The 23,851-nt window shown below is 67.5% G+C and carries 17 protein-coding genes; 14 read left to right on the top strand and 3 right to left on the bottom strand.

Annotated elements, in window-relative coordinates; genetic code table 11:
* Nucleotides 1-35: 35 nt before the first annotated feature.
* Entirely contained in the window at nucleotides 36-938 is a 903-nt protein-coding gene (locus FEK34_RS25190; protein WP_138451670.1) for a hypothetical protein, read from the top strand.
* Nucleotides 939-954: 16 nt separating this feature from the next.
* On the opposite strand, the gene FEK34_RS25185 is transcribed toward FEK34_RS25190, so the two are convergent.
* Both FEK34_RS25185 and FEK34_RS25180 read right to left on the bottom strand, forming a co-directional pair.
* Nucleotides 955-1,965, bottom strand: coding sequence for a transglycosylase SLT domain-containing protein (locus tag FEK34_RS25185; RefSeq protein WP_249359594.1), 1,011 nt, complete (start codon nucleotides 1,963-1,965; stop codon nucleotides 955-957).
* 221 nt (nucleotides 1,966-2,186) lie between these two features.
* On the bottom strand, nucleotides 2,187-3,743 hold the full coding sequence (locus FEK34_RS25180) for a DUF4226 domain-containing protein (protein ID WP_138451668.1): 1,557 nt from the start codon (nucleotides 3,741-3,743) through the stop codon (nucleotides 2,187-2,189).
* 893 nt (nucleotides 3,744-4,636) lie between these two features.
* Between FEK34_RS25180 and FEK34_RS25175 the strand changes: the two genes are divergently transcribed.
* From FEK34_RS25175 to FEK34_RS25130, 10 genes are all read left to right on the top strand, one after another.
* Entirely contained in the window at nucleotides 4,637-4,942 is a 306-nt protein-coding gene (locus tag FEK34_RS25175) for a hypothetical protein (RefSeq protein WP_138451666.1), read from the top strand.
* A 28-nt stretch (nucleotides 4,943-4,970) separates the two neighbouring features.
* On the top strand, nucleotides 4,971-6,665 hold the full coding sequence (locus tag FEK34_RS25170) for a hypothetical protein (protein WP_138451663.1): 1,695 nt from the start codon (nucleotides 4,971-4,973) through the stop codon (nucleotides 6,663-6,665).
* A 31-nt stretch (nucleotides 6,666-6,696) separates the two neighbouring features.
* Entirely contained in the window at nucleotides 6,697-8,238 is a 1,542-nt protein-coding gene (locus tag FEK34_RS25165; protein ID WP_138451661.1) for a PPE domain-containing protein, read from the top strand.
* A complete protein-coding gene (locus FEK34_RS25160) occupies nucleotides 8,235-8,579 on the top strand; it encodes a hypothetical protein (protein ID WP_138451659.1) in 345 nt (114 codons plus the stop codon). The genes FEK34_RS25165 and FEK34_RS25160 overlap by 4 nt, the downstream gene beginning before the upstream one ends.
* Nucleotides 8,576-9,316 carry a hypothetical protein gene (locus tag FEK34_RS25155; protein ID WP_138451657.1) on the top strand — a complete coding sequence of 247 codons (741 nt, stop codon included), beginning with the start codon at nucleotides 8,576-8,578 and terminating at the stop codon, nucleotides 9,314-9,316. The genes FEK34_RS25160 and FEK34_RS25155 overlap by 4 nt, the downstream gene beginning before the upstream one ends.
* Nucleotides 9,313-9,696 (top strand): hypothetical protein, encoded by a 384-nt coding sequence (locus FEK34_RS25150; protein ID WP_138451655.1) that lies wholly within the window; start codon nucleotides 9,313-9,315, stop codon nucleotides 9,694-9,696. Before FEK34_RS25155 ends, FEK34_RS25150 begins: the two co-directional genes overlap by 4 nt.
* 27 nt (nucleotides 9,697-9,723) lie before the next feature.
* Nucleotides 9,724-10,032, top strand: coding sequence for a hypothetical protein (locus FEK34_RS25145; protein WP_138451653.1), 309 nt, complete (start codon nucleotides 9,724-9,726; stop codon nucleotides 10,030-10,032).
* Nucleotides 10,033-10,054: 22 nt separating this feature from the next.
* Nucleotides 10,055-12,766 (top strand): hypothetical protein, encoded by a 2,712-nt coding sequence (locus FEK34_RS25140; protein ID WP_138451651.1) that lies wholly within the window; start codon nucleotides 10,055-10,057, stop codon nucleotides 12,764-12,766.
* 71 nt (nucleotides 12,767-12,837) lie between these two features.
* Entirely contained in the window at nucleotides 12,838-14,871 is a 2,034-nt protein-coding gene (locus tag FEK34_RS25135; protein ID WP_138451649.1) for a type VII secretion target, read from the top strand.
* 138 nt (nucleotides 14,872-15,009) lie between these two features.
* The gene (locus FEK34_RS25130) at nucleotides 15,010-17,676 is read left to right on the top strand and encodes a hypothetical protein (protein ID WP_138451647.1); all 2,667 of its coding nucleotides are present in this window, start codon (nucleotides 15,010-15,012) and stop codon (nucleotides 17,674-17,676) included.
* A gap of 370 nt (nucleotides 17,677-18,046) precedes the next feature.
* Here FEK34_RS25130 and FEK34_RS30180 read toward each other — a convergent pair whose 3' ends face one another.
* A complete protein-coding gene (locus FEK34_RS30180; RefSeq protein WP_171048381.1) occupies nucleotides 18,047-19,255 on the bottom strand; it encodes a hypothetical protein in 1,209 nt (402 codons plus the stop codon).
* 186 nt (nucleotides 19,256-19,441) lie between these two features.
* Between FEK34_RS30180 and FEK34_RS25125 the strand changes: the two genes are divergently transcribed.
* The 3 genes from FEK34_RS25125 (at nucleotide 19,442) to eccB (ending at nucleotide 23,821) form a co-directional block, all read left to right on the top strand.
* On the top strand, nucleotides 19,442-20,404 hold the full coding sequence (locus tag FEK34_RS25125) for a C40 family peptidase (RefSeq protein ID WP_138451645.1): 963 nt from the start codon (nucleotides 19,442-19,444) through the stop codon (nucleotides 20,402-20,404).
* 107 nt (nucleotides 20,405-20,511) lie between these two features.
* The gene (gene eccA / locus FEK34_RS25120; RefSeq protein ID WP_138451643.1) at nucleotides 20,512-22,266 is read left to right on the top strand and encodes a type VII secretion AAA-ATPase EccA; all 1,755 of its coding nucleotides are present in this window, start codon (nucleotides 20,512-20,514) and stop codon (nucleotides 22,264-22,266) included.
* A gap of 4 nt (nucleotides 22,267-22,270) precedes the next feature.
* A complete protein-coding gene (gene eccB / locus FEK34_RS25115) occupies nucleotides 22,271-23,821 on the top strand; it encodes a type VII secretion protein EccB (protein ID WP_138451641.1) in 1,551 nt (516 codons plus the stop codon).
* The last annotated feature ends 30 nt before the right edge of the window (nucleotides 23,822-23,851 follow it).

Genomic DNA, 23,851 nt, shown 5'->3' with positions numbered 1-23,851 from the left:
AACGAGGTCACGCGACGTCAGGATCGAGCGAGCGTATGAAATGGCTATTGATGGCCGTTGTCGCTGGCATTGCGGTGGTCATAGGGTTCCTCTTCGTTGTGGTTGCGTCATTCGCCGGGGTGAGTTCGAGCTCGGGCGAGCGGTTCTTCAACTGCCAATGTGACAGCGCGATCGGGCCGGATCCTTCGGTGACCACCACATCGACTCCCAACTCCACTGTGTGCGATTCCGAGGGAGACTGGGATCCCTCGGAGGTACCGACGACCAACCCATACGCGTCGGTGACGGTTGCTCCCGACGACACCGAGATCTCCGATTGGCATCGTGACTGCCTCTCGGCGATGACATCCGCCCCGCTACAGACGCCGGCGAGCCGGAAGACGAATACCGGGTTTGCGGTCGAGTGTGCCCGCGAGCTTGCCCTGGCGCGGGTGGGTGCCCGCGCGGACGGAGCCACCTCGGCTCCTGCGGAGATGACCCGGGAGGTCGTCTACGAGGCGTCCGCGGCATTGTCGACGGGCCGCTGCGTCCTGCCTTCCGGAGGTGATGTGTCCGGCAGTGAAGGTGCGGCGTCACTGACAGAACAGTCCAGATATACGTTGCCGACGGGATCTTGCGCCCAGACCGCTGACCAGATTGTTGTCGATCTGCCCAACACCATTGCCGGACAAGGGCGGTGCGGCCAGCGCGTTCGGCTCGACGCGGTATCGCCGGGCGATCTGATCTTCTGGGACTACCGCGATCACGCGCCCACTCGGGTCGGAATCGCGGTGAACTGGACATGCGCCGCCGTCGACCCGGCCACCGCACAATGTACCGCGGTGGTCCAGCCGCGTGTTGTCACCGCTGACCCGGCGTCCGGCAGATTCGCGGTGCTGGAGATTCCTGGCGACGGAGATGCCAGGGCGAAACGGGTTCTTGCCGGTGTAGCGAACTGACAGACGGGATCCGAGCTCAGTAGCCCATGTACGCCCCACCCTCGCGCATGCTCGCGATGCCAGGCACGTTGCTGACCGATCCGTAGCGATCGATGGAGTAGCGCACCCCAGCGATGATGTTGTCCACCGGATTCCAGATATCGCGGTGCCCCGGCAGCGAATAGGCGTCGAAGGTCGGGTCGATGGTCTGCATCAATCCCTTCGAGGGGATGCCGGCCGCCGCATTGCTGTCCCACAGGTTGATCGCGTGCGGATTGCCGCTGGATTCGTGCTGGATTATCGCCGCGATCGCGGAGCGGTCGATCTGGCTGGTGTCGTAGCCGTTTTCGGCCAATACGCGCATGGCCTGGTCGATCCACTGGCTCTGTTGCCCGGTAGGCATCGTCCGAGGTGGCCCGGTCCCGGCACCGCCGCGGCCCGGCCGGTTTCGTCGGCGCCGACGAGGTGTAGGTGGCTGGGGCCGTGACTCCCGGACATATCGGCCGGCGAGCGCGGCTACACGGTCCGCGGACACCGCAGCGTTGGCCTGACCATTTCCGAGAACGGCCCCAGCGCGCTGTAGCGCCGAGCCGAGAGTGGCGATCACCATCTGCTGGCCCTCGGGCGTGTCCGCCACCGGCCCCAAGGCGGTCAGCGCCGTGTTGACATCGGCGATGAGCGCGCTGATTGCCGCCCGGCCTTGAGCCGTGGACTTCGCGGCGTCGCCCAAGATCCGCTCTAGCTCGACGTTCAAATTGCCGAGCGCCTCGACTCGACGAGAAGTATTGCCCTCGTGGAGGCCGTACTGCGAGCCCATTTCGCCGCCCAAACGCAAGGGTCCGGTCGGTGCTCCGGTGCTGACGAGGGGTGGCGCATAGCTGTGGCCCGTGGACGTGGAGGGTGTGCCGTCTCCGTACCGGCCGGCGATGGCGGCGAGCGCCGCCATCGCCGGCGCGGCCACCCCGACCAGGGCGGCGGGTAAAGTGCCGACCTCCGCACCGGTCGCCGCGACGCCAGCAGGCCGGGCGTCCGGGACGGCCGAGATCACGCCGGGCGCGGTGGAAGGCGGTGTCGGAGTGGGTGTGCCGCCTGACTGCGGACCCGGCTTGGCAGGTGCCGCCCCGGTTGCAGAGCTCGGCGCTAATGCACCGGCGTTTCCCGCGGGCGCTCGAGGAGGGCCCGAGCCCGTGCTTCCCGCGCGTGGGCGGCGTTCTCTGCGCCCAGGTGCCGGTTCGACAGGGCCGGTATCGACAGTGGGCACTGCCACGGTCAGTACCCTACGTACCGGCCGCCGGCGCGGACTGCCTTGACCCCGGGAACGTTGCCTAGCGAGCCATAGCGGTCGAGCGAATAGCGCACGCTTGCAATGATGTTGTGTACCGGATTCCAGATGTCGTTGTAGCCGGGCAGCGCGTACTGGCGGAACGTCCCGTCGACGGTTTGCATCAAGCCCTTCGACGGCGTTCCCTTCGCGGCATTGCTGTCGGTCAGATTGATCGCTTGCGGATTGTTGGTCGACTCGTACTGGGCGATGATCGCAATCGCGGCAGGATCCACCTTGCTCATGTCCGTGCCCGACTGGCGCAGGATATCCATGGCCTGCTGGATCCACTGGCCGACCGAACCGCCTTGCCCGACAGTGGACGGGCTGTACCCGGATCCGGCGGCACCACCCACGGACGGCTGTTGCTGCCCATTGATGTTCCAGAGGTACTGGGCGGTGAGGCGTTGGACGTGGGCGGCCATGTCCTTGGTGGCCGACTGCCCGGCCGAGACGATCGTATGGGCCTTCTGCAAAGCGCGCGTGAGGATTTGATGTACCTTGGCATGGCCTTCGCGCGTATACGCATGCGGGCCGAGTTCGGCCAGCGCGACATTGACCTCCCGGATGAGCTGCGTCAGCTTCTTCCGGTCGACCTTGTGGTTGCCCGCCAGACTCGAGACGTACTGGGCGAGCTGGTTGTCGAGGTTGTTGAAAGCAGTCGCGGCGGTGCGTTGGAACAGCTGCTGGGCGCGGCTTCCGGTTACTGCGCCGCCACTACCGGGAGTGAGCCCCAGCATTTTTCGTAGTTCGATCACCTCGGGATCGGTCGGATTGCCATCGCCGTAGGCCGCTGCCAAGAGACGTAAAGCCTTGATCGCACGCTGAGCCTCGGGCGAAAGGCTCCCCGCGATAGCGTCGGCGGTGGTGGCCGCCGTGCCTGCGCCTTCGGTGCCGGCGGTGGAGTCGCGTTCGCCCGGCTTTTCGCGAGTGACCGTAGCCGGTGCGGCAGCCGCGTTCGTCGTCGTCGGTGCGGACGTTGTCGCTGCGGTTTTCCCCGTGGAATCGCCGTTGTTGTTGCCGGTAAGGCCCGACAACGCCGAAGCGAGCATCGGCAGCATCTGTGAGCCGGCGGAAAGGGCAGGCTCGAGCTGGGCGAGCAGGTCCGGACCGTCCTGCGCCGAGGACTCTCGCTCGATTGCCGGCTCTCCAGAGGTGGTGCGGCCCGTTTCGATCGGGATATCAGCCGGTAAGCCCGCCGAAGAAGCCGGCGCCACGGTGGCTGTCGGGGAGGACACCGATCCGGCTGATGGGAGGATTGCCGATGGCGCGTTCTCGCGCGGGGTGGTCGCGGCAGACGTGTCGCGGCCGGCCACCGCGCTCGGGCCGGCCGGATTCGCGGGTGCGCCGTCGGTACCGGTTGACGCCGGTCGTGTGCCTGCCCCCGCGCGTGAGCGGCCGGATGGCGGCGACCAGGGACTCGGTGTAGCGAGGCCGTCATCGGTGTCGTGTTCTACGTTCGTAGCCGGCATTTCGGCTGTCGGCCACACTTCCGCACTGGTCATCGTGCGGCACCCGTCGAGCGGGCACACCGGCGGCGCTTCCGGTCCACGGCGCGGGTGTGTGGTCGCTGGTGGACGTCCATTCCGGCTGCCCTCCCATGTCCGTCGGTGACCGGCGAGCCTCGGCAGGCAGCATCACCGCCTGCCAATGCTGTGGTCTCCGAACAATCCTCACCCGTGCGCCCACGATAAGGGTTCCCAGCATTGGGGATCTTCGACAATGAGTGGGTTCGGAAGGGTATATGGCGCGTGGACTATCACTCGAGCGTGGAACAGGGAGTTGCGGCCACCACGGTGCTGTCGAACGCGCCCCTGTTCCGCTCCGATGACCTTGGTACGCGAGCACCATGGCTGCCGACTGATAGTGGAGGCCTCTGATGTTTGGGTGGTTGAAGAAGGCGGCAGTCGCCTCGGCTGGGGTTGTTCTGCCGTTGGCCGGCGGAGCTGTTGGTGCGTATTTCGGTGGTCCGATCGGAGCCAGGATCGGGGCGGCCGTAGGCGGAAGTCTCGCGAGTTGGGCTCAGACCGGGAAGTTCGACGGGTCGACCATCGTCGCAGGTGTGGCCTCGAGCGTCGGCATGAGAGCGGGCGGCGGACTGGCAAGGGGGGGACTGGGTTTCCTGGGCGGTGCTGCGGGGCGAAATGCGGCAGCCGCCGGGCGGCGCGCAGCCCGCAACTATACCCTTCCTCCGAGTGCCGCCACCCCCCTGTTGCGGGGCGGCCGATTGGGAGCCACCCTGCGAGGTAGAGCGCAGGCCGCACGGCGTGTGGAACAGGGGAACTTGGCCAGGAACCGTCAAGATTCGTGGCGTAATCACTTGACCCCCGGTCAGAACGGATGGCGGTTCAGTCACCGCAACAACAATTTGCGGAGGACGGGCGCCGGGTATGCGGGAATGGCCGGCGCGGGCGCGGTAGGTGGTTACTACGCCGCCAAGCCACTGAACAACTTCCTCTTTGGGGACGCTCCCAAGAAGCCGGGTGAGGTTCCCGGGGGCAAGGGGCCCGGGAATGGTGGTGGGCCAGGCAATGCCGGAAAATATGTGGGTGGCTACGTCGCGTCGGCGAAGAACGGCGACTTTACTCAGTACACGAATCCGGATAACACCAAGGGGTTCATCTGGCAGCCGGACGGATTGACTCGCGGTTTGAAGGAATTGTATTCCAAGGACACCGGAGCTGCGGCCGCAGTGACCATCTGATGTTCTCGCTAGTTGGGAGGTCGACGTAGTGGCGGAACCTTCGGAGTCTTCGGAAACCGCGACTCCTTCGAGCCCTTCGCTGGTCGAATATCTCGACATCACGTATCGGATGTTCGGCCAGGACGAGCCTGCCGATATGGAGTTACCCAAACTGCCGAAGATGCATCTGGCGAACCCAGGAATCGACGAGTATACGTATGCGTCCGAAGGCCTCATGCGTGTTGCCGATGCCTATGAGTCGGTGCAGCAGAAGGCATGGGAGGAGGTCGTTTCCAAATCGAAGGAAACGACGAAGAATGGTCGCGCCAACGTGCTCGACTTGATCGACGGAATCAACAATTACGCCAAGATGGCGAGTGACGACGCTTCGTTTTTCGAGATTCTGAAGACCGGATTCCAGAGCGTCGATGGTGTTCTCGAGGCATCGAACGAGAACAACCAGAAACTCGGCACCAACATGCAGGAAATCGCTGAAGAGCAGCGGAAAATCATCGCGGATGCTGGAGCGAAGGCTGCAGAGGACATTCGGAAGGCGGCAGAAGAAGCCAAGGGGAAGTACGGGATTACGCCGCCAGCCGGACCGGGGGCCCCAGGCGCTCCGTGGGCACCGGACGCGAACAACCCGGGACAAAACCCGCCCCCCTGGGTCAACGACAATGGCCCCAAGCAGCCCGGCGCCACCCCCGACCCGACGCGGCCGGGTGGGATCAACCCGCCCGGAACCATCACCCCGCCGGATACGAAACCGCCGGCTTCGGGTGTGAAGCCGCCGATTTCCGACATCAAGCCGCCGACCGCAACTCCGCCGATCTCCACGCCGCCGCGCGTGAATCCGCCGATCTCCTCGCCGAGTTCGCCGGGCTTGGGTGGTATGCCGGGGATGGGCATGCCCGGGATGGGGATGGGTATGCCGGGCATGGGTATGCCCGGTATGGGCATGGGGTTGCCCGGGATGAACGATCAGTTGGCGCGGCGCAACGAGTTGGATCGGGATCTGGCGCGCCGGCGGGAGGAGCTCGAGGCTCGGCGGGATAAGGACAAGCCGCGTGATGTGGTGCCGCCACGGTCTGCGGCGCAGCCTGCGGTGGCGCAGCAGGGTGCACCGGGTGTTGCGAATGGGCAGCAGGTGAACGCGAATTCGGGTGCGACTGCCGCGCCCGGTGCGGGTGCGCCGCCACCGCCCGGTCAAGCTGCGGGGCCGGTGCCGAATGAAAAGGGGCTCGTGGAGTACGACAAGTTCAAGCCCCTCGGCCGACCTTCGCTGTGGGTGTCGCCGGTGGTCTACGGCGCTTTGGATGCCGCGGTCGCCAACAAGAAGGGCATCGATGCCAAGGCCGCGTACGCGAATACGCCGGCGAAGTGGAACGACGACAAGAAGATCGGATTGCGGGTCGATCCGAGCCAGTTGATCACCGGCGATGTCGTGAGCTGGAAGGACGGGACGGCGATCGCGGTGGTCTGGGACGGCGTCGATGGCGGTGCCGGGGCGGTTCCCGCAGCCGATGGTGCGACCCCGGCGGCGGGCGCGGAAGGCAAGCTGGAGATCATCGCCAATGGCGAGCTCCAGGCGCTGACCGGCGACATCATGAAACAGGACGGGCCTTACGGCGAGTTCATCGGCTTCTTCCATCCAAATGGAATCGACGCGGTGCCGTCCACCGATGCCGGTGCGGCGGCGCCCGTGCCCGCCACGGCTGATCAGCAGCCGACGGTGGTGGCGTGATGGGTGCGGGTTGGTGTGAGGGGAGACGAATATGGGCCTTAACGTCGATCTGAGTGCCTTGGTGAAGGCGGCGTCGGGGTTGACCGATGCCGCGCGCGACACCGGGTTGGCGTTGCCCAGCGGCTGGGTGGTGCCCGCCGGTGCCGACCCGATCTCCGGTGCGAAGGTGCCGCAGTTGAACGCGCAGACCGCCGCTGTCGTGAACGGCATGATCGATGTGCTCAACGCGGTGGCGATGGACGCCTACAAGATCGGAAAATCGGCCCAGGCCTACAGCACTCAGGACGACGCGGGTGCCCGCACGATCGGTGGACGCGGCGGCGAGATCATCGCGAACCCGATCGCCGAGCCGGTCCCGATGCCGCATCGCAAGCCACCGGTGTACTCCGCGCCGAGCAGTACGGCGATCGACCCGCTGACCTTCGCGAAGCAGTTGCAGGCGGGACCGGGGCCGGGTCCGGCGAAGGAATTCGCGGAGAAGGTACGAGGATTCGCCCGCGACATCTCCCCGATCGCGAACCAGGCTGTCGCCGATTCGGCCGCAGCGATGGCGCAGTGGACGCCGGTCGGGGAGAAGGTCGCCGACAATCTCACCCGGTACGGCGGCTGGATCGGTCATCTGGTCACCGGAATGGGGTTGCTCGCCGATTCGATCGACTCCTACAGCGAGGCATTCCGGATCGCGAAGTCGACCCATCCCACACCGGAGGAGATCATCGCGGCCCGCAAGGAACTGCTCGCCGCCATGCGTTCCAAGGACGAGGCGCGGACTGCGTTGGCGCTGGCGAAATTCGAGGAGCAGAACGCGCGCTCGGCCGAAACGGTAACCGGGTACAGCGCCGCCACCAACACACCGCTACCGGGTGAAGACGCTGCGGAATCAGCCGCGGGTCAGGCCGCGAGTCAGGCTGCGGGCGGTCAGAGCGCAGGCGGCGGTGAACAGGGCTCCGGTGAGCAGGCCATGGATCCCAGCATGCTCGCCAACCTGCTGCCCGCCATGATGAACGCGATGTCCAGCATGGGCGGTCTGCCGCTGGACCAGTCGTCGGAGGAATACCTCGACGACTACGCCCTGGGCGACGAGCTGTACGACGACAGCTACGGTTTCGGTTCGCCCGGCGGTTACGGCGGCTTCGGCGGCGGTGGAGGTGGCGGCGGAGGCTTCGGCGGTTCGGTGGGCGGCTTCGACGCGGCCGCGGTAGCCGCGCCGACGCCCCTGACCACGTCGGCTTCGGTGCCCGCGGGCCTGACGCAGGGTTTGCCGCGTGCGCCGGTGATCGAACCGCTGTCCACGTCGTCGCCCGGCGGATCCAGCAGCGGAATGCGCGGCGCGGGCATGCCGATGATGCCGTACATGCCGATGGCGCCCGGCGCCGGCGGGGCCGGTGGTGGCGGCGAGGACCGCAACCGGGTCGTCGCCTGGCATCCCGATCGCCTCATGTACGTCGACGACACACCGCATACCGAGATGGTGATCGGCGAACGGCCGACCATCGCGCCAAGCGTCACCCCGCCGACCCCGAATTCGGCCGGTGGCAACCAGCATTCGAGTCATTCCGGAGGTTCTGCATGACCGATATCCATCCCGAGGTGCAGGCCGCCCTCGATATGGCGCGCGACCTGCGTCACCGCATCGCCGATATGCGGGAGAAGATCGATGCGATCCGGGCGCGGCGCCCCTCGCCGAGCGGTGCGGTCATTCCCGAGGTGGACGCGATGGGCAGGCTGACCGGCCTATACCTCGCGCCCGGCACGGTCGACCGGTTCAGCAGTCCGGAACTGGTCGAGGAGATCATGGCCGCGATCCGCGACAGCGCCGACGACGCCGGACGCCAATATCGCCTGATCATGGACGGTCCGCTGGAGCCCGCCGAGTCCGAAGTGACCGCGGGTGCGTCAGGGGAGCCGTCGTGACGCAGGCCGATACCGTCAGCCCGGGCGAGGCGATCCGCTGGCTGCACGATGAAGGACTGTGCAGGCTGGCGGGCACCGCCACCAATGCCGCCGCTCCTTTCGGTGCCTTCACCGTGGACGTCGCTACCGGCGCCGTCACCGCATACCCGGTCGCGAATACGGGGGCCGGCGCGCAACTGCTGACGCTGTCGGCCGACGAACTTCCCCCGCCGGTGGGTTCCGCCCCACGATTGGTCGTTGCCGGAATCACCATGGCGAACGCGATTCTCGTCATCGATCTATCCGCGTACCTCACGGTCGCGATCAGCGCCGATCACGCGGTGGCGGTGGCGCGGTCGTGGGTGATGCAGTTGCTGCTGGATCCCGAAGTCACCATCACCACCAACAGTGAGGAGGTGACGGCCGGCAACAGCCCGCGGTGTCGTCGGGGGTTCTTCCCTGGCGGGGGAGCGCCGATCATTCATGTCGACGACAAACGCCCGCCGGTCACGACCATCGTCCTCGATGCGGCCGACGACGGCACCGATCGCATCGAGGTAGGTCCGGACGGCACCGGAGAGGTGTACCTGGGTGCGCGGTTCTGGCCGCTGAAATTCGTGATGACCATCGACGACACGATGTGGTCGGGCCTGGTAGCCGGGCTCTCCGGAACCTCGGACACGCCTGGCCCGGCGCCCAGACCCACCGCGGTGGCGGCAGCCGACACCACCGAACGACCCCCGGAGATGAGCCGATGACGCACCCGAACGCAACCGAGCTGGCCGATTTCGACGATTTCGACGAGGACGGCTACCACGGCGACGTCCCCGCCGCCCCCGACTGGCAGAGCATGATCTACGAAGTGGTCAACCTCGACCACAGCGTCGGCGTCGCTTGCAACCGTGACGGTGAGGTGGTCGGTCTGCACCTGACCGATGAGGCCAGGGAGAACGGCGACGCCTGGCTGTCGGCCGAGATCCTGCGGATCGCTCGGCTGGCGCACATGAAATCGCGGGTGGGTCTGCGTGCCGAGATGGAATACAACGGCGCCCGCCCCTACACCGTCGACGCCTTCGACCTGCCGACCGAGGCCGCCTACCGAGCCATGGAGAACGCCGAGCTGGGCCGCACGCCCTGACGGCCGCATCCGAGACAAGGACCTGACATGTTGGACCGCGACAGCACGCCCGAAGTCCTGCGCCAGGTCAAGGCATACGTGCATGCTATGACTTCCGGGGCCGGGCAGGTCGGCGCGACGGTAGGAAATTTCACGCTCCCGTGCCGTCCGTCGTCCTCGCTGGACCATGCGATGGTCGGCGAACTCGACTGGATTACCGAGACTTTCGGCAATGCCGTGCGCCAGTGCATCGGCCGCGCCGATGTCGCCTTGCGGGAAGCGGTGGATGGCACCAACGCTCACGACATCGCCGACATCCTCGGTGCGGCCGCGGTGCGTAGCCACGGGCCGGCCTGATCGCCGCGGACAGACGAACACCATGGAGCCGGAGCGTACGAGTCCCTTCTGGGACGCCATCGTCGGCGACGACTGGCCCGAGGTCTCTCCGGCACACTGGAACGCCCTGGAAACCCGGGCGCGGGCCGCGGCCGCCGCGCTGAACACCGGCGACGCACCACAGGCTCGGCTGGGTTTCGAGAACGCGGTGCGGGCCAGCGAGCGGCTGCAACCGATCAAGGACGAAATGCTGCGCCAGCAGGGCATGCCGCAGGCGTTCGCCGATGCGCTGCTCGCCGCGAGCGAGGTCTTCCGTGGTTTCGGGGAGCTGGTCTATCGGACTCGCAACCGGATTCTCGACATCGTCGACGATGCCACGGCTCGGATCGTGGCGGTACGCCGCAGCGCCGAATCCGAAGATGGCGCAGAAGGTTCCAGCGACGATGCGAGTCGTCCCACACCGGAAGAGGCCGAGGCCTCCGTTGCCTCCATCCTCGCCACCGCGCGCGACGACGTGCGCGATGTGGTCGCCGCCGCGCTGGCTTCGCTGAGCCCGTCGGGTGTGCCTGCGCTCGCCAGGATCGCTGAAATTCTCGGGCAGCCGGGGCCGTGGGAGAAGGGGCGTTCGGGAGCGCAGGATCCGCCGCGGGGGCGGGCGCCGTCGACGGCGGGGCACGACCAGGTTCGTCAAGCGCCCCCCGCGGCCTCTGGGCCTGACCCGCGTGGTGTTCCTGTGCCTGGGCGGCTGCCGAATCCCGAGGCGCCGCCCGTGCTTCCATCACCGATGGATGAGGGTGTCGGCGAGATCGGGCAATCGCCGGATGCTCTGGGGCCGAACGACATGGTCACGGGCCCGGCCCCTGCGGCCGGGCCGGGTGAGTCGGGCGGGGAACGCGAGCCGGCCGGGCAGGGTGAGCCGGTCGGGCAGGGTGAGCCGGTCGGGCAGGGTGAGCCGGTTGACCGCAACCCCCAGGGCGAAGCCGGCTCGACACCGATGGGCGGTGCGGTCCCGGTATCGAATTCTCCCGACGGTCCCATCCACGCCGGTCCAGTGGGCCGCGGCTCTGCTGGTCAAGTGCCGACCCCGTGGGGCGCGGCAACCCCGGACACGGCAAGAGGGGCGTCAGGTACCGATCCTGGCGTCGACCGGTCGACCAGCGCCGACGATCGGATCTCCGACGACAGTTCGGATCGATTGGCCGGTGCGAGTGCTCACCGTTCCGCCGGTTCGGACGAACAGCGCTCCGACACTGAATCGACACGTACGAAAACGGCGGGTTCCGATACCGATCCGGCCGCGGATCCGGCAGATCCCGTAGCCGACACGGCTATTCGTGCTGCCGGACAGAGGAGTCCGGACACCGATCTCGCGGACAGCGATACCGGGTCGGATGCGGCCGCCGCGGCAGCCATGGGTGCGATGCCGCCGCCGATCCTGCCGGCCGGGCCACCGCCGTCAGCGGTTTCGGCGGCAGCGCCTGCTTCGCCGCCACCGCCCGTGACCAGCAAACCCGCTGTCGCGTCGAGCGGAGTCGCGGTGCCGCCGGCACCATCGTCGGCTACGCCGCCCGCACCTCCTGTCGCGCCGGCCAAAGCTCCCGTAGTGGGCGCGCAGCCATCGCCCGGCCCTTCCGTGGGCCCGGTAGCGTCGCCCAGCAGCCAGTCCACATCCCGCGCCGACTCGCCGCAACACGAGCAACCCGCGGAAGCAGACGATTCCGGCGATATGGTGCGCAATGTCGTCGGCGCGGCGATGGCGGCAGCGGCCGGGCCGTCGTTCGTCCTCGGGGAGAAGGTCGATGGCGATCTGGTTCTCGCCCGCACGCTGCTGGCAGGTGTTCTCGCCGCCGCACCCCTTGTCGTCGGGCACGCCACGGCGGTCGCGGTCATGCGGCATTCCGGCGGAGTGAGCGCGTTCCTCACCACCAATGAGGGCAGGGGCTGGCTGCCCGCCGGGGTGTTCGTTCCACCGGAACTGTCGACGCCGTGGATGTGGTCGGTCTCCGACGGGTCGGCATGGGAGGGCCTGTCGGATCCGGCGCGGGTACTGGCCGAGTTCGGCGTGGCGTGGGGACGCAAGTCCGGGGCACGACTGACCGCGCTCGCGTCATCGCTGCCGATCGCGGGAATGCTCGCCGCCCAACTCGGTGAGGTGGCCACGCTCGGCGAGGTGCCCGCCTCACCGGAGATGGACTTGAGCGCGCGCACCGGAAAGCTGGTCGACCGGCTCGAACTGACGGCCTCGCCACGCATGCTGGCCAGGGTTGCGGCAATCCTTGAGGACGAGATCCATGGCAGGTGCGTCGATTTGGCCGTCGACGCACATCAGCGGGTGACTCGGGCGCTCGGAAAGGCCGCCGATGCGCTCGGTGCGTCCGCGCAGCGCGAGCGGATTCTGCGCGCGATCCAGGAGGGCCGGGAGGTGCCGGAGCAGTGGTACGACGAGCTGCGTGATCTGGATGACCTGCTGGCCGCGTCGATGGTGTCACGGCGGTTCGACGCGTCACGGGTGGCGTTGGGGGAGCTGCGATCCGAGCACGCCGGTGCCGAAGGTGCCGCGTTGCGGGCCATGGTGTTCGAGCGCCGATGCGATGAACTGGTGCTGCTGCTGGCCGGTGAACCGACCCGGCAGCGGCTGCGCGATGCGATGTATGCGCACGCGCAGGTGACCGGGCATCCTGCCCTGCCCGAACCTGCCGCGCCGCGGCCCGGTGCGCACCGGCCATCCGCGGTGTCCGCGCCGACCATCCGCTGACGCACTCGGATTCCCAGCGGTGGGAAGCGTCGAAAATGGACGGGTCAGTGGTGTGGAAGGAGTGATCAGGCGTGCCGGAAGGTCTGAATCTCGACCCCGCGGTGTTGCGGCAGCTGGCCGCACAGCACCGGCGCGTCGCCGCGGACACCCGGGAATGGGCGAAACCGCCCGAGGATTGGCTCAACGACTTTCCACGGACCTACGGCTCGATCGCGGACCCCGTCTACAAAGCGCTGCTCGAGTACTACAGCGAACGGCAGAAGGCCGGCAATGCCCTGGCCGATGATCACGACAAGACTGCGGACTATCTGATCAAGTCCGCCAACGACTACGAGGCATCCGACGCACAGGGTGCGCAGAATATTCGCAACAGCGGCCAGGGCCTCGATACGCCAGGCGGAGGCGGGACGGAAACCCCGCAGACACCCGCGCCCACACCGGTCGGGCCCGCGCCCGACGCGCCGTCGGCAGGCGGACGCGGACCGGACGCCACGACACCGGACACCTCCACTCCAGGGGGCACAACGCCCGATCCGGTGGTCCCGGGCGGTACCGCGCCGGATCAGGCCGACCCCACCGGTACGGCACCCGACCAGCCAGCGTCGAACATCACCACGCCGCCGCCGGTCACGCCGGGCGCCGGAGTGCCCGGCGCACCGGAAACCACTGCGCAGCAGCCTGGTTCCGGCGTGACGCCGCAGGTTCCCGCAGCGGCCGGTGCAGGCGCGGATACCGGAGCGAACACCGGTTCGTCCGCGCCGGCCCAGCAGACGGGGGCGTCGGCGCCGGCCGGAACGACACCGCCTCCCACCGGGGTGCCCGGCGTCGCGCCGATGGCTCCGGTCATGGGCGGAATGGACGACCGGTCCACCACCGCACCGCCATCGCAGACCGGCGGCCGGGCCGACTCCACACCGTTCGTGGCCCCCATGCCGACCCCGTTCGCGGCTGCCGTGGCCGCCGCGAAGGAGAAGGCGGCCGAGCCCTCGCATGTGGTCGGCGACGAGGTCGACGAGGATCTGGTGATCGCGCGGACGCTGCTGCGTTCGGTGCTGGCGGCGGTGGATTCCTCGGTCATCGGCCTGACCTGGGCGGTTTCGGTGATGCGCGGACCCGCCGGTGCGGGCGTGTTCATCACCACCAACGAGGGCCGCGGCTGGATGCCCGCCGGGTTGTTCCTGCCCCGTGAAGTGTCCTCGCCGTGGGTATGGGACGAGCTGCTCGGCACCGATACCGACGAAGGCTCGCCGTGGGAAGGCGTCACCGACCCCGCCCGGGTATTGGCCGAATTCGGTCTCGCGTGGGGCGCCAAGGCCAACGCCAAACTTTCGGCCCTGGTGTCGTCCGGGCCGATCGACCCCGGCCTGCGCGCACAACTGCGTGACGTGTCGACCGAAGGCAATGTCCGCGCCGCGGAGGAAGTGGATCTGCGGGTGTTCACCCCGGATACCGCCGATCGCCTCGGCTTGTTCGGGACAATGAGCGCCTTGGAACACGTGTCCGCTATGACGGATGCGCAGGTTCCCGGCCGGTGCATCGAGCTCGCCGTCGACGCACACGTACGCGTGGGTCGTGCCGGGCCGGTGCCGGTCGAAGCTGCGGAAGCGCGGTCGGTGCGTGAACGCATCCTGGCGATGGTCCAAGCCGGCCAACCCGTCCCCTCCCCCTGGTGGGACGACCTGCGCGATGCCGACGACCTGCTCGCGGCCTCGATGCTCTCCCGTCGCGTCGATCCGGGCCGCGTCGGCATCGGCGACCTCCGGGTCGACAGCTCGGATTCCTCCTTGCGGGACATGGTGTTCGAACGCCGCTGCAACGAGCTGGTGCTGCTCCTCGAGGGCGAGCCGAGCCGCCAATCATTGCGCGACGCCGTCTACGCCCACGAGCAGATCATCGAGCATCCGTTCTTCGTGGAGGCGCCGTCCGCGGTGTCCGCCGCCGACACCGGCCGCGTCGACCGTCCGGTCACCACCACCGGAACCGTCTCGGCACCAGGCACTTCGGTCGCGCCGCCGACCGGAATCTCCGGGCCGCCAGGGGTCTCGGCTGGTCCGCCGCCGGTCGCCCCGCCACCGGTCCCGAGGAGTAGCCAGGATGGGTCCTGAGCGCCTTTCGAGTCACGAGGGCGAGCCTCGGCAGGCCTTCGCCGTATGGCCGAGTTCGACAGGAGTAGCGATGTCCATAGTCGTCTCGACGGGTAGCTGCAGTGCCGGGCTCCCGGCTGCGCGCGATCGGGCGCACTGATGGCCGACCCGGAACCGCGATACGCACTCGAGGAGTGGCAGCAGCAGCAAAATGAGGCCGCCGGAATTCTTCCGCCCGATAAGCGGCCGCCGCCAATTGTCGACACCACCCAGGCCAAGGAGGACGCCGGGTCGTCCGGCGGGGGTACCGGTGGCGGAAAGGAAACGCCGAAACCGGCTCCGGAAAAGTCCGATGACGGCGGCTACACCTACGTCCAGAACCCCAACGGTTCGTACCCGGCTGCGGTCAAGGTAAAGAACGAGGGCGATGGTGGCGGGACCCAAGGCGGCCCGTCCGACAGTGGGAACAAGACGGGTGGCGGAGACAAGCCCGCCGATGAGAAGAAACTCGATGGCACCGCGCCCATCAAGGGGGCAGTCGAGCCTGAATTCGATGCTCCGTCGACAAAAGACATCAAGCTCGACGCCGCCACCGGCAGCAATACCATCAAGGTCGGCGATACTCTCGGGCCGAACGATGAACTGGTCTCGGACAATGGGCGTTACGCCGTGCGATTCCAGGACGGCAACCTGGTCTTCGTCGACAAGGAGCTCGGTCAGAAAGCTCTGCAATCCGGCACCGAGAACGGCACCAGTTCGGTTACGGGTGCGCGGTTCGACAAGGACTCGATCGACATCCTCGGCGGCCAGCACCTCGCCAAGGGGGACAAGGGCCGGGCTCTGTGGTCGCAGGGATTCGAGTTCGACAAGTCGATCGCCGACAAGATCAAGGCCTACCGGATCAATGACGACGGAACGATCGTCGCGCTCGGCGGTAAGGACAACAAAGAGGTCCTGGGTGTCGCCTATTACATGGGCGACCAGAAGAAGCACTTCATTCCCGTCGACTTCCCGGTGCCGCCGGGCGGTAGCGAATTTTTCTATGACACCGTCGAAACAATGCGACGGATCATGCAACTCCAGGTCGACACGCTCGGGTCTGGTAAGCCCTCCGCCGCACCGGATCCGCTCCAGGAATTGAAGAACGCGGGCCTGCCCACCGGAAAGTTCAACTCGGAAATGGTGAAGGCCTACCGGAACAACCACGAGAAGATCGAAAGCCTGAACCTGGCCCTCGACAAGCGGCTCAAAGACGTGAAGGTCTTGACCAAAGATCTCGCTACCGAGGTGCGCGACGCGAAGACCTACATCGTCGGGAAGCTCGACGACCTCGGCCAGGTCATGCGGTCGCCTATGTGGGTGAGCGCGCGACCGTGGGGCCAATCCCTGGAGGAGTTGGAGGAGGAGAAAAAGACCAGGGTGCAGCGCAAGTACGACAAGGACGGCAACGTCACGTCGTTCGAGCTGAGCAAGGAGCTGGAGCAGAAGCTTCTCGATGCTCTCCGCAGCACCTCCATGGATATCTCCAAGAGGATCGACCAAGTCAACGACGTCGTCGGCAGCAAGAAGCCTCCCAAGGACCCCGACGGCAACCCGAAGGGCGATGCGAGCGGCGGCAAAGACGACGGTAAGGGCAACGGGAACGGAGGTCAGCAGACCACACCCAACGGACCCACACCCCAGGGTCCGGGCACTCCGGGACCGACGCCGACCGGGCCTGGCCCGAATCAGAACGGGAACAACACCCCCGGCGGTCTTCCGCCCGGTCCCACCGGCCCGGGCGGCACGACGGCGCCCGGTGCGACGGATCCGAAGCTCGCCAAGTTCTTCAACGATCTCGCCAACGACATCGAGAAGATCGGGTCGGGTGCCGGGGGCGGTACCGGCGACGGGTCCGGTAGCGGCGGCGGGACGGGGTCGTCCGGCGGGGGGATGTCGGGTGGGCAAACGCCTGGGGGAACGGACAAGCCGGGGGGTCAGAACCAGCCCGGGTCTCCGTCTGGAGGCACGGGACAGCCCCAGCCGCAACCTGGTCAGCAGCAGGGGGGTGGCGGCGGGATGAATCTCGGTCTCCCGCTGATGATGATGCTCGGCACCTTGCCGCAGATGATCGGGCAGGCGGCGCAGATGATGATGGCGCAGAAGGCCGAGCAGGAAGAACGCGAGCGGCAGGAGGAGGAGCGCAGACTCGAGCGGGAGGAACGCAAGGCCGACGAGGAAGCCGCGACGGCGCAGGCGTCGGCCGAGGCGCCGGGTGGGGCGCCGGCTCCGGGCGAGGCCGCGCCGCCGGTGGCTGCCGCGTCCTACGGTCCTGGTGCGCCGCCGCCGGTGGTCATGCCCGGTGGGAGGACCGATGCGCCGCTGCCGGATGGGACCACGCAGAACGTGCCGACCGCGGTCGCGCAGGCGTTGAACAAGGAGATCTACAACACCAATGGCAGCGACGCCAACGCGGCGTATGCCGGTACCACCGGGCAGCAGACCCCGAGCAATCCGTGGACAGCTGTCGATCCGAACACCACCGATCCCGAAAAGAAGCTGCGCACCGGTGATGTTATCCAGTGGGAGAACCGCTCCGCGCTGGTCGTGATGAACGAATCCGGCCTGAATGTCCTGCTCAACGGTCAACTGGTGCAACTTGATCCGCACAATCCACCCGACGACGGCCACGGCCCGTTCGGCAGGTTCCAGGGCTTCTTCCACCCCAGTGGAATCGACAAGGCCGGCGGCGATCTCGCCGCGGGCGCTCAACCGACGGTCGATGTCGCTCCGGATGGTGGTGCGCCACCGCAGCCGAAGCCGGTTCGGCCGCAGGTGTACACCTGAGCAACCCATCGAGGCGGGTGTGAGAGTCGAGGCGGCCCTCACCTGACCAGGGCTGGAATCAGCCCACTTTCGTTCGTGGGTTGGCCGCGAGGTGGGATCGCGCACCGTTCGTTCGCGGCGAATGCACTCGTCGGCGCGATCGCATCTCGCATGCAGCGGGTTTCAAGTCTGGATGCAGGTCGGAGTCCGGATGCGGATGGCCAGATATCCTTTCGCCCACCTTGGAGCGACAACGCCGGCGAATTGTCGATCAGAGGTGGGCGACAAGGGACGGGGGACCGACCGCCCTGCACGCGAACCGTTCCGGCACACCGAAATCGCCTTTCGCATGTGCATGGCACATCGATGACCCGGCCGGGACCGTCCGGGCTCAGGCCGTCGCGGCCTTCGGTTCCTCGCTCTTGGCAGGCTCACCGGTCGGCTTGTTCGGATCGTTCGGCTTCTGGTCGCCCGGCGCCGCAGCGCCGTCGGCGGGCTTAGCGGGATCGCCCGTCGGCGGCGCCTGGGCCTCGGGCGGCTTTCCCTCACCGGGTGGCGGTGGCGGCGGCGCACCTTCGGGCTTCTTCTCCTCGCCGCTCTTGGGCTCTTCGGGCGCGAACATCTCATGCAGCATCGGCAGCATGGGGATCAGCGACATGGGAATCATGCCGAGCATGGGCAGCATGCCGAGCAGGCCGCCGAGCCCGCCGTCGCCCCCACCGCCCTGGCCGCCGCCCGGTTGCTGAGCACCGCCAGCACCCGGAATACCACCACCGCCGCCCGCGCCACCGCCGCCACCGTCTTTGCCGTGCGCGATGTCCCAGTTGTAGTCGGCGGCGGCGACGATCTTCTCGCAGATCTTCCGCAAAGCCTGCGCGACGAGCTTCATCACCGCGTAGTCCTGTGCGGCAGTGAGCTTTTTGACCGGGAAATACGGTTTCAGGCCATCCTTCAGCTCGCTGACGATCGTCTTGATCGCCGCCAGGTTCTTGGATTTCTCGTCGGCCATCACCGTCGAGGTCTTGGCGACCTTGTCGTCCATGGCCAGTAGGGAGGTCTTGGTCTGGCGCGATTGGCTGGCGATCTTGTTGTAGGCCTCGACCATCTGACCGTTGCCGACATTGTCGGCTTTGACCGTCTTGAGCAGTGCGCTCACTTCAGGCGGCGGTGTGACGGTGTATTCACGGCCCAGCAGGTCGACGGCGAAACGGATCGCCTTCTCGGCCTGCGCGATCAACAGCTTCGTCTGCGGCGAAGCACCGGGCGGAGGAGTGATTTTCATCCAGTCGCCGTTGCTGGGCGGTGCCGTCCGTCCGGGATCCTTGGCGGAGATCGGCCGCACCGAATCGGGATCGCCCGAATCCTTTTTCCCGTCGGCAGGCAGGGCTGGGCGTACAGGGCGTGCCTCTGGCTGCGCCGCATCCTTGGCGGCCGTTGGGTCCGCGGAGCCTGCTGGCCGAGCCTCCTCGACGGGCTGCGCGACCACCTTGCCGACTTCGGGTTCAGCGGGTGTGGCGCTCTGCCCGCGCGGGGCGGCGACGACCGCAGCCACCTCTGCGGGCTTCGCGCTCTGTGTCTGTTGAACTTCGGTGTCCGCCACACCTGCCACCATTCTGTCGACACCGCCTCCCGCTGTTATCGCCCCTCATTGTCTTGCCTTCCCGGGGTTGGGAAGTTCGGAGCCGATCGCAACGTCCCATTGCTGGGAAGATGCTCGATTCGGCTGCCGGGACAATGGCGGGGAATCGGAAAGGCGGTCGATGATGCGCGACGGTAGGTCGGTCGGATGGCGCCGGGACTGACGACAGACGCCGAGGGCGTCCTGCGTAAACTGGCCGGCCTCTACGGCGAAGGCCAACCGACGGCAGGGACGAATGCGGCGATCGCCAAGGCCGACCTGGCGGCGAATGCGTTGCGCGGCGGCCAGATGCAGGTCGGTTACTCCGAGGCGCGCAGCAGGCACGAGTCCGTGGTCGAGGCCCATGCGGGCAGGGCCGGAGTGGTCGACAAGGCGGTCGCCGGCTCCGGCGACGGCACCGTACTCGGCCGCCGTGCCCTCGACCGCGAGATCGCCGACTTCCAGTCGCGGGCCAAGGCGCTCAGCACCCTGGGTGACCTGCGGTTCAGTGGTCCGGCGCTGCTCGATTCCGCGCAGAAGGCGGTCGCCAACGCCACCAAGCAGGTCAATGGCGATCTCGACGCGGCCCGGCGACAGGCCGCCCAGATCGTTCCGCCCGAGGTGCCGAAATCGCGTGTCCGCGGCCAACCGCCGATCCAGCGGCGTAGGCGCCGTCGGCCGTCGAGGTCGAGAGCTTCCGGGGTCAGCCGGCGCAGCAGTGGTGACAGGCGCCGGGTTCCCTCGGACGGGACCCTCGGCGGACGTGCTGTGAGCGCGGCCAGCGCCTGGCTCGGTGCTCCCTATATCTGGGGCGGCGGCGGCGCGGGCGGCCCTACCGGCGGTGGTTTCGACTGTTCCGGGCTCACGCAATACGCGATCGCGCAGGCCACCAATGGCGAAGTGATCCTGCCGCGCACCACGTACGAACAGATCTACAGCGGCACCCGGGTGCATCCATCCGAGGTGCAACCGGGCGACCTGGTGTTCCCCGGTAGCTCGTTCAGTTCCCGCGGCCCCGAACATGTCCAGCTCGCCGCGGGCAACGGGATGGTGATCGAGGCGCCGACCTTCGGGCAGACGGTGACGTGGTCGCAGATGTCGAGTGACTCGGTCGTCATCCGGGTGCTGTAGAACGAATCACCGCACCTATTCCCAATTTTGGGGACTATGACGAATTCAACTGATCGCCCCCGTGGCTAACCTGCACTCAGGCGGAGATCGGCGGAAGGGAAGTCCGAGTGTCAGCGGCCGAGGACGCGTTCTACACGGGTGTACAGAGTTTGGGTCTTGTCGCCGGAGGGGTGCGCAACGAGCAACACGCGGCCGCCGCCTTCCGTACGGCGACCGACCTCGATCCGGACATGTGCGATGCGTGGCTGGGCCGCGCCATGGCCGGTGAGGTGACCTCCGAGGTTATCTACGGGGCCTACCGCTCCGTGCACAACCTCTACCGCGACCAGCAGCGCGCCGGCCTGGCCGATCGTGCGCTGTGGTGTCAGGTCGAGGTGGGCATGTACGGGCTGCGGGTGGCGATGGCCGACCGCGCCCAGATCGCCATCGCGCAGGCCTGCTTCTACGCCGACGCCGGGGAGTGGCGCGAAGCCGCGGCGATTCTGGACGAGGTGCCCGGCGATGACGTCGCCGGATTCGTCCGCATGTCGCTGTACTACCGCACCGAACGCTGGACCGATGTGATCGCCGCGCGCACCGCGCAGCCCTCGCTCGAGGACGGCCTGCTCGATATCGCGGCCGAATTGATGACCACCTCGGCGCTGGCGCATCTGGGCCGGTTCGGCGAGGCGATGCCGCGAGCGCAGCGCATTGTCGAAGACAGCTCCTCGGGCAACCTGTCCTACATCTGGGCCGATGCCCACTTCCTGCTCGGAATGCTGTTGCGGCACAATGGCGATACCGAGGCCGGTGACAAGGTGCTCGCGGGACTCCAGGGGTCCGGCCTGTGGGGTGAGCGGGAGGAGTGGCAGCGCGCGGTCCGGGACAAGAGCTACCGGTTCGCGATCACCACTCCGGAACTGATCGCCTCCCGCTCCGATATCTGGGATCCGCGCTCCGGTGACGACCCGGTGCAGCTGGCCGCCACTGCGGCCAAGGCCGAACGCGAAACCCTGCTGACCGACGCCTCGGACCTGCTGAACGCCCAGATCGGCATGGCCTCGGTGAAGGAGCAGGTCGATCGTCTGAAGTCCGGCGTGCTGATGGATCAGGTGCGCGCCAAGCGCGGACTGGCCGTCGAATCGAAATCCCAGCACCTGATCTTCTCCGGCCCACCCGGTACCGGTAAGACCACGATCGCCCGGGTGATCGCGAAGATCTTCGCCGGGCTCGGTGTGGTGCAGAACGCCGAGGTCATCGAGGTCTCGCGCAATGACATGGTCGGCACCCATCTCGGTCACACCGCGCCGAAGACCAATGCGCTGATCGACTCCGCGCTGGGCGGCGTGCTGTTCATCGACGAGGCCTACACCCTGATCCAGGAGGGGCTGTCCGGCGGCGACGCGTTCGGCAAGGAAGCCGTCGACACCTTGCTGGCCCGGATGGAGAACGACCGCGACAAGCTGGTCGTGATCATCGCCGGCTACGAAGACGAGATCGACCGGTTCCTCGCCTCCAACGACGGTCTGGCGTCTCGCTTCACCAAGCGGATCCGGTTCTCCAGCTACGAGGCCGACGAGCTCGTACAGATCGCCGAACACATTGCCAAGAAGAAGGATTCGATCCTATCCCCGGAGGCGATGGAGATCCTGCGTGCGCGTTGCGAGGAACTGGCGGTGCAGAACCGCGACGGCAGGCGGCTGATCGACCTCGCGGGTAACGGCCGATTCGTCCGCAATGTGGTGGAAGCCGCGGAGGCCGAACGCGATTACCGCTTCACCCGCGATAACCTGGATGTGTCGACCATGAGCGATGAAGAGCTGATGACCGTCGACGCCTCCGACATCACCTCCGCGCTAGCGGGCTTGGCACCCACCAGGTGATGTGATGGCACGTTTCCGGGTGGTGACCAAACACCAGATATCGGGCTGGCGTTTTCTCCTGCACCGGATCGAGCACGCACTGGTGCGTCGCGATGCCTCCATGATCGACGATCCCCAGCGCGGCCGGTCGACCGCGCTGCTGATCGGCGTCGCCCTCGCCTGCGTCTGTGTGGCCGGTGCCGCGGTGATGGCCTTCTTCAAACCGGCCAAGAACGTCGGCGATTCGAAGATCGTCGCCGACAAGGACACCGGTGCGCTGTATGTCCGTGTCGGTGATCGGCTGCATCCGGCGTTGAATCTGACGTCGGCGCGGCTGGTGGTCGGTTCGGCGGACAATCCGGTCCGGGTTTCCGGTGGAGAACTGTCGAAGTATCCACGCGGGCCGTGGGTCGGTATTCCCGGAGCGCCGGGCAATATCGTCGATTCCGGCTCGAAGGATTCCTCCTGGGCGGTCTGCGACACCACGCGTTCCGGGGCCGCGGCGCCGGTCGATTCGCGCACCGGCCTGCCCACGGCCACGCTCACCGCACCACGAACCACCGCCATCGGCGGGCCACTGAAGATCGATGGCGAAACCACCCGCGCGCTGGCCGGTGCCGAGGCGCGCCTGCTGCGCGATGAATCGACGACCTGGCTGGTTTACGCCGACCAGGAGCAGGGATTCGTCCGTGCGGCGATCGATCTCGCCGATTCGGCGGTGGTGCTTGCCCTCGGCATCGACCCGACGGCGACAGTGGTCGCCGCGTCCAAGGGCCTGATCAACGCCATCCCGGAGGCCCCACCCATCCGGGTACCTGCCGTGCCTGGCGCGGGCGAGATGACGACGCTGTCGACCGGTCTGACCGTGCCGGTCGGCTCGGTGCTCACGGTGTCGGGGCGGGCGGGCGAAACGTATGTGGTGTCGCAGTCCGGGGTCGTGCAGGTGAGTGCGGTGCTCGCGGACATGATCCGCAATGCCGATTCACAGGGCGCCATTTCGGTGCGGACCGTCGGTCCGGACGTGATCGCGGCCAACCTGCGCCCTGGTGCGTGGCCGGGCACCGCGACCTATCCGGCGACCCAGGTCGACATCGTGGAACCGGAGCGGTTCGGCGTCACCTGCTATCACTGGTCGCGTGCGGCGGGTGACGCCGCGGCGACCACGCAACTGGTGGCGGGGGACCGGTTGCCGCTGCCGGCCGAGGAACAGTCACGCACCGTGGCACTGGTGACCGCGCAGAATTCGCAGGGCAACACCGCCGACGCCGCCTACATGCCTCGCACGACGGGCCGATTCGTGCAGGTCAGCGGTTCGGATCCGACCTCACCGCTGCGGGAGGGCCTCTACTGGATCTCCGATAGCGGCGTGCGTTACGGCATCGACGTCGACGCGGCCAACGAATCCGATGCCCGCTCGACCCTGTCCGCCCTGGCGCTCCGCGCGCCCGTACCCGCACCCTGGAGCATCGTGTCGTTGTTCGCTGTCGGGCCCACCCTGTCCCAGGCCGACGCCAAAGTCGTGCACGACGGCATCCCGGTCGACAAGGCCGGACTCGGCTTCGGCGGCCCGTCGTGACCGCCACCCGCCGATTCGTCCGGCCGGCCC

This window comes from Nocardia cyriacigeorgica, from assembly GCF_005863245.1.
Taxonomy (GTDB): domain Bacteria; phylum Actinomycetota; class Actinomycetes; order Mycobacteriales; family Mycobacteriaceae; genus Nocardia; species Nocardia cyriacigeorgica_C.
The sequence above is the reverse complement of the archived record's forward strand: the minus strand, read 5'-3'. Positions and strand labels throughout refer to the sequence as shown.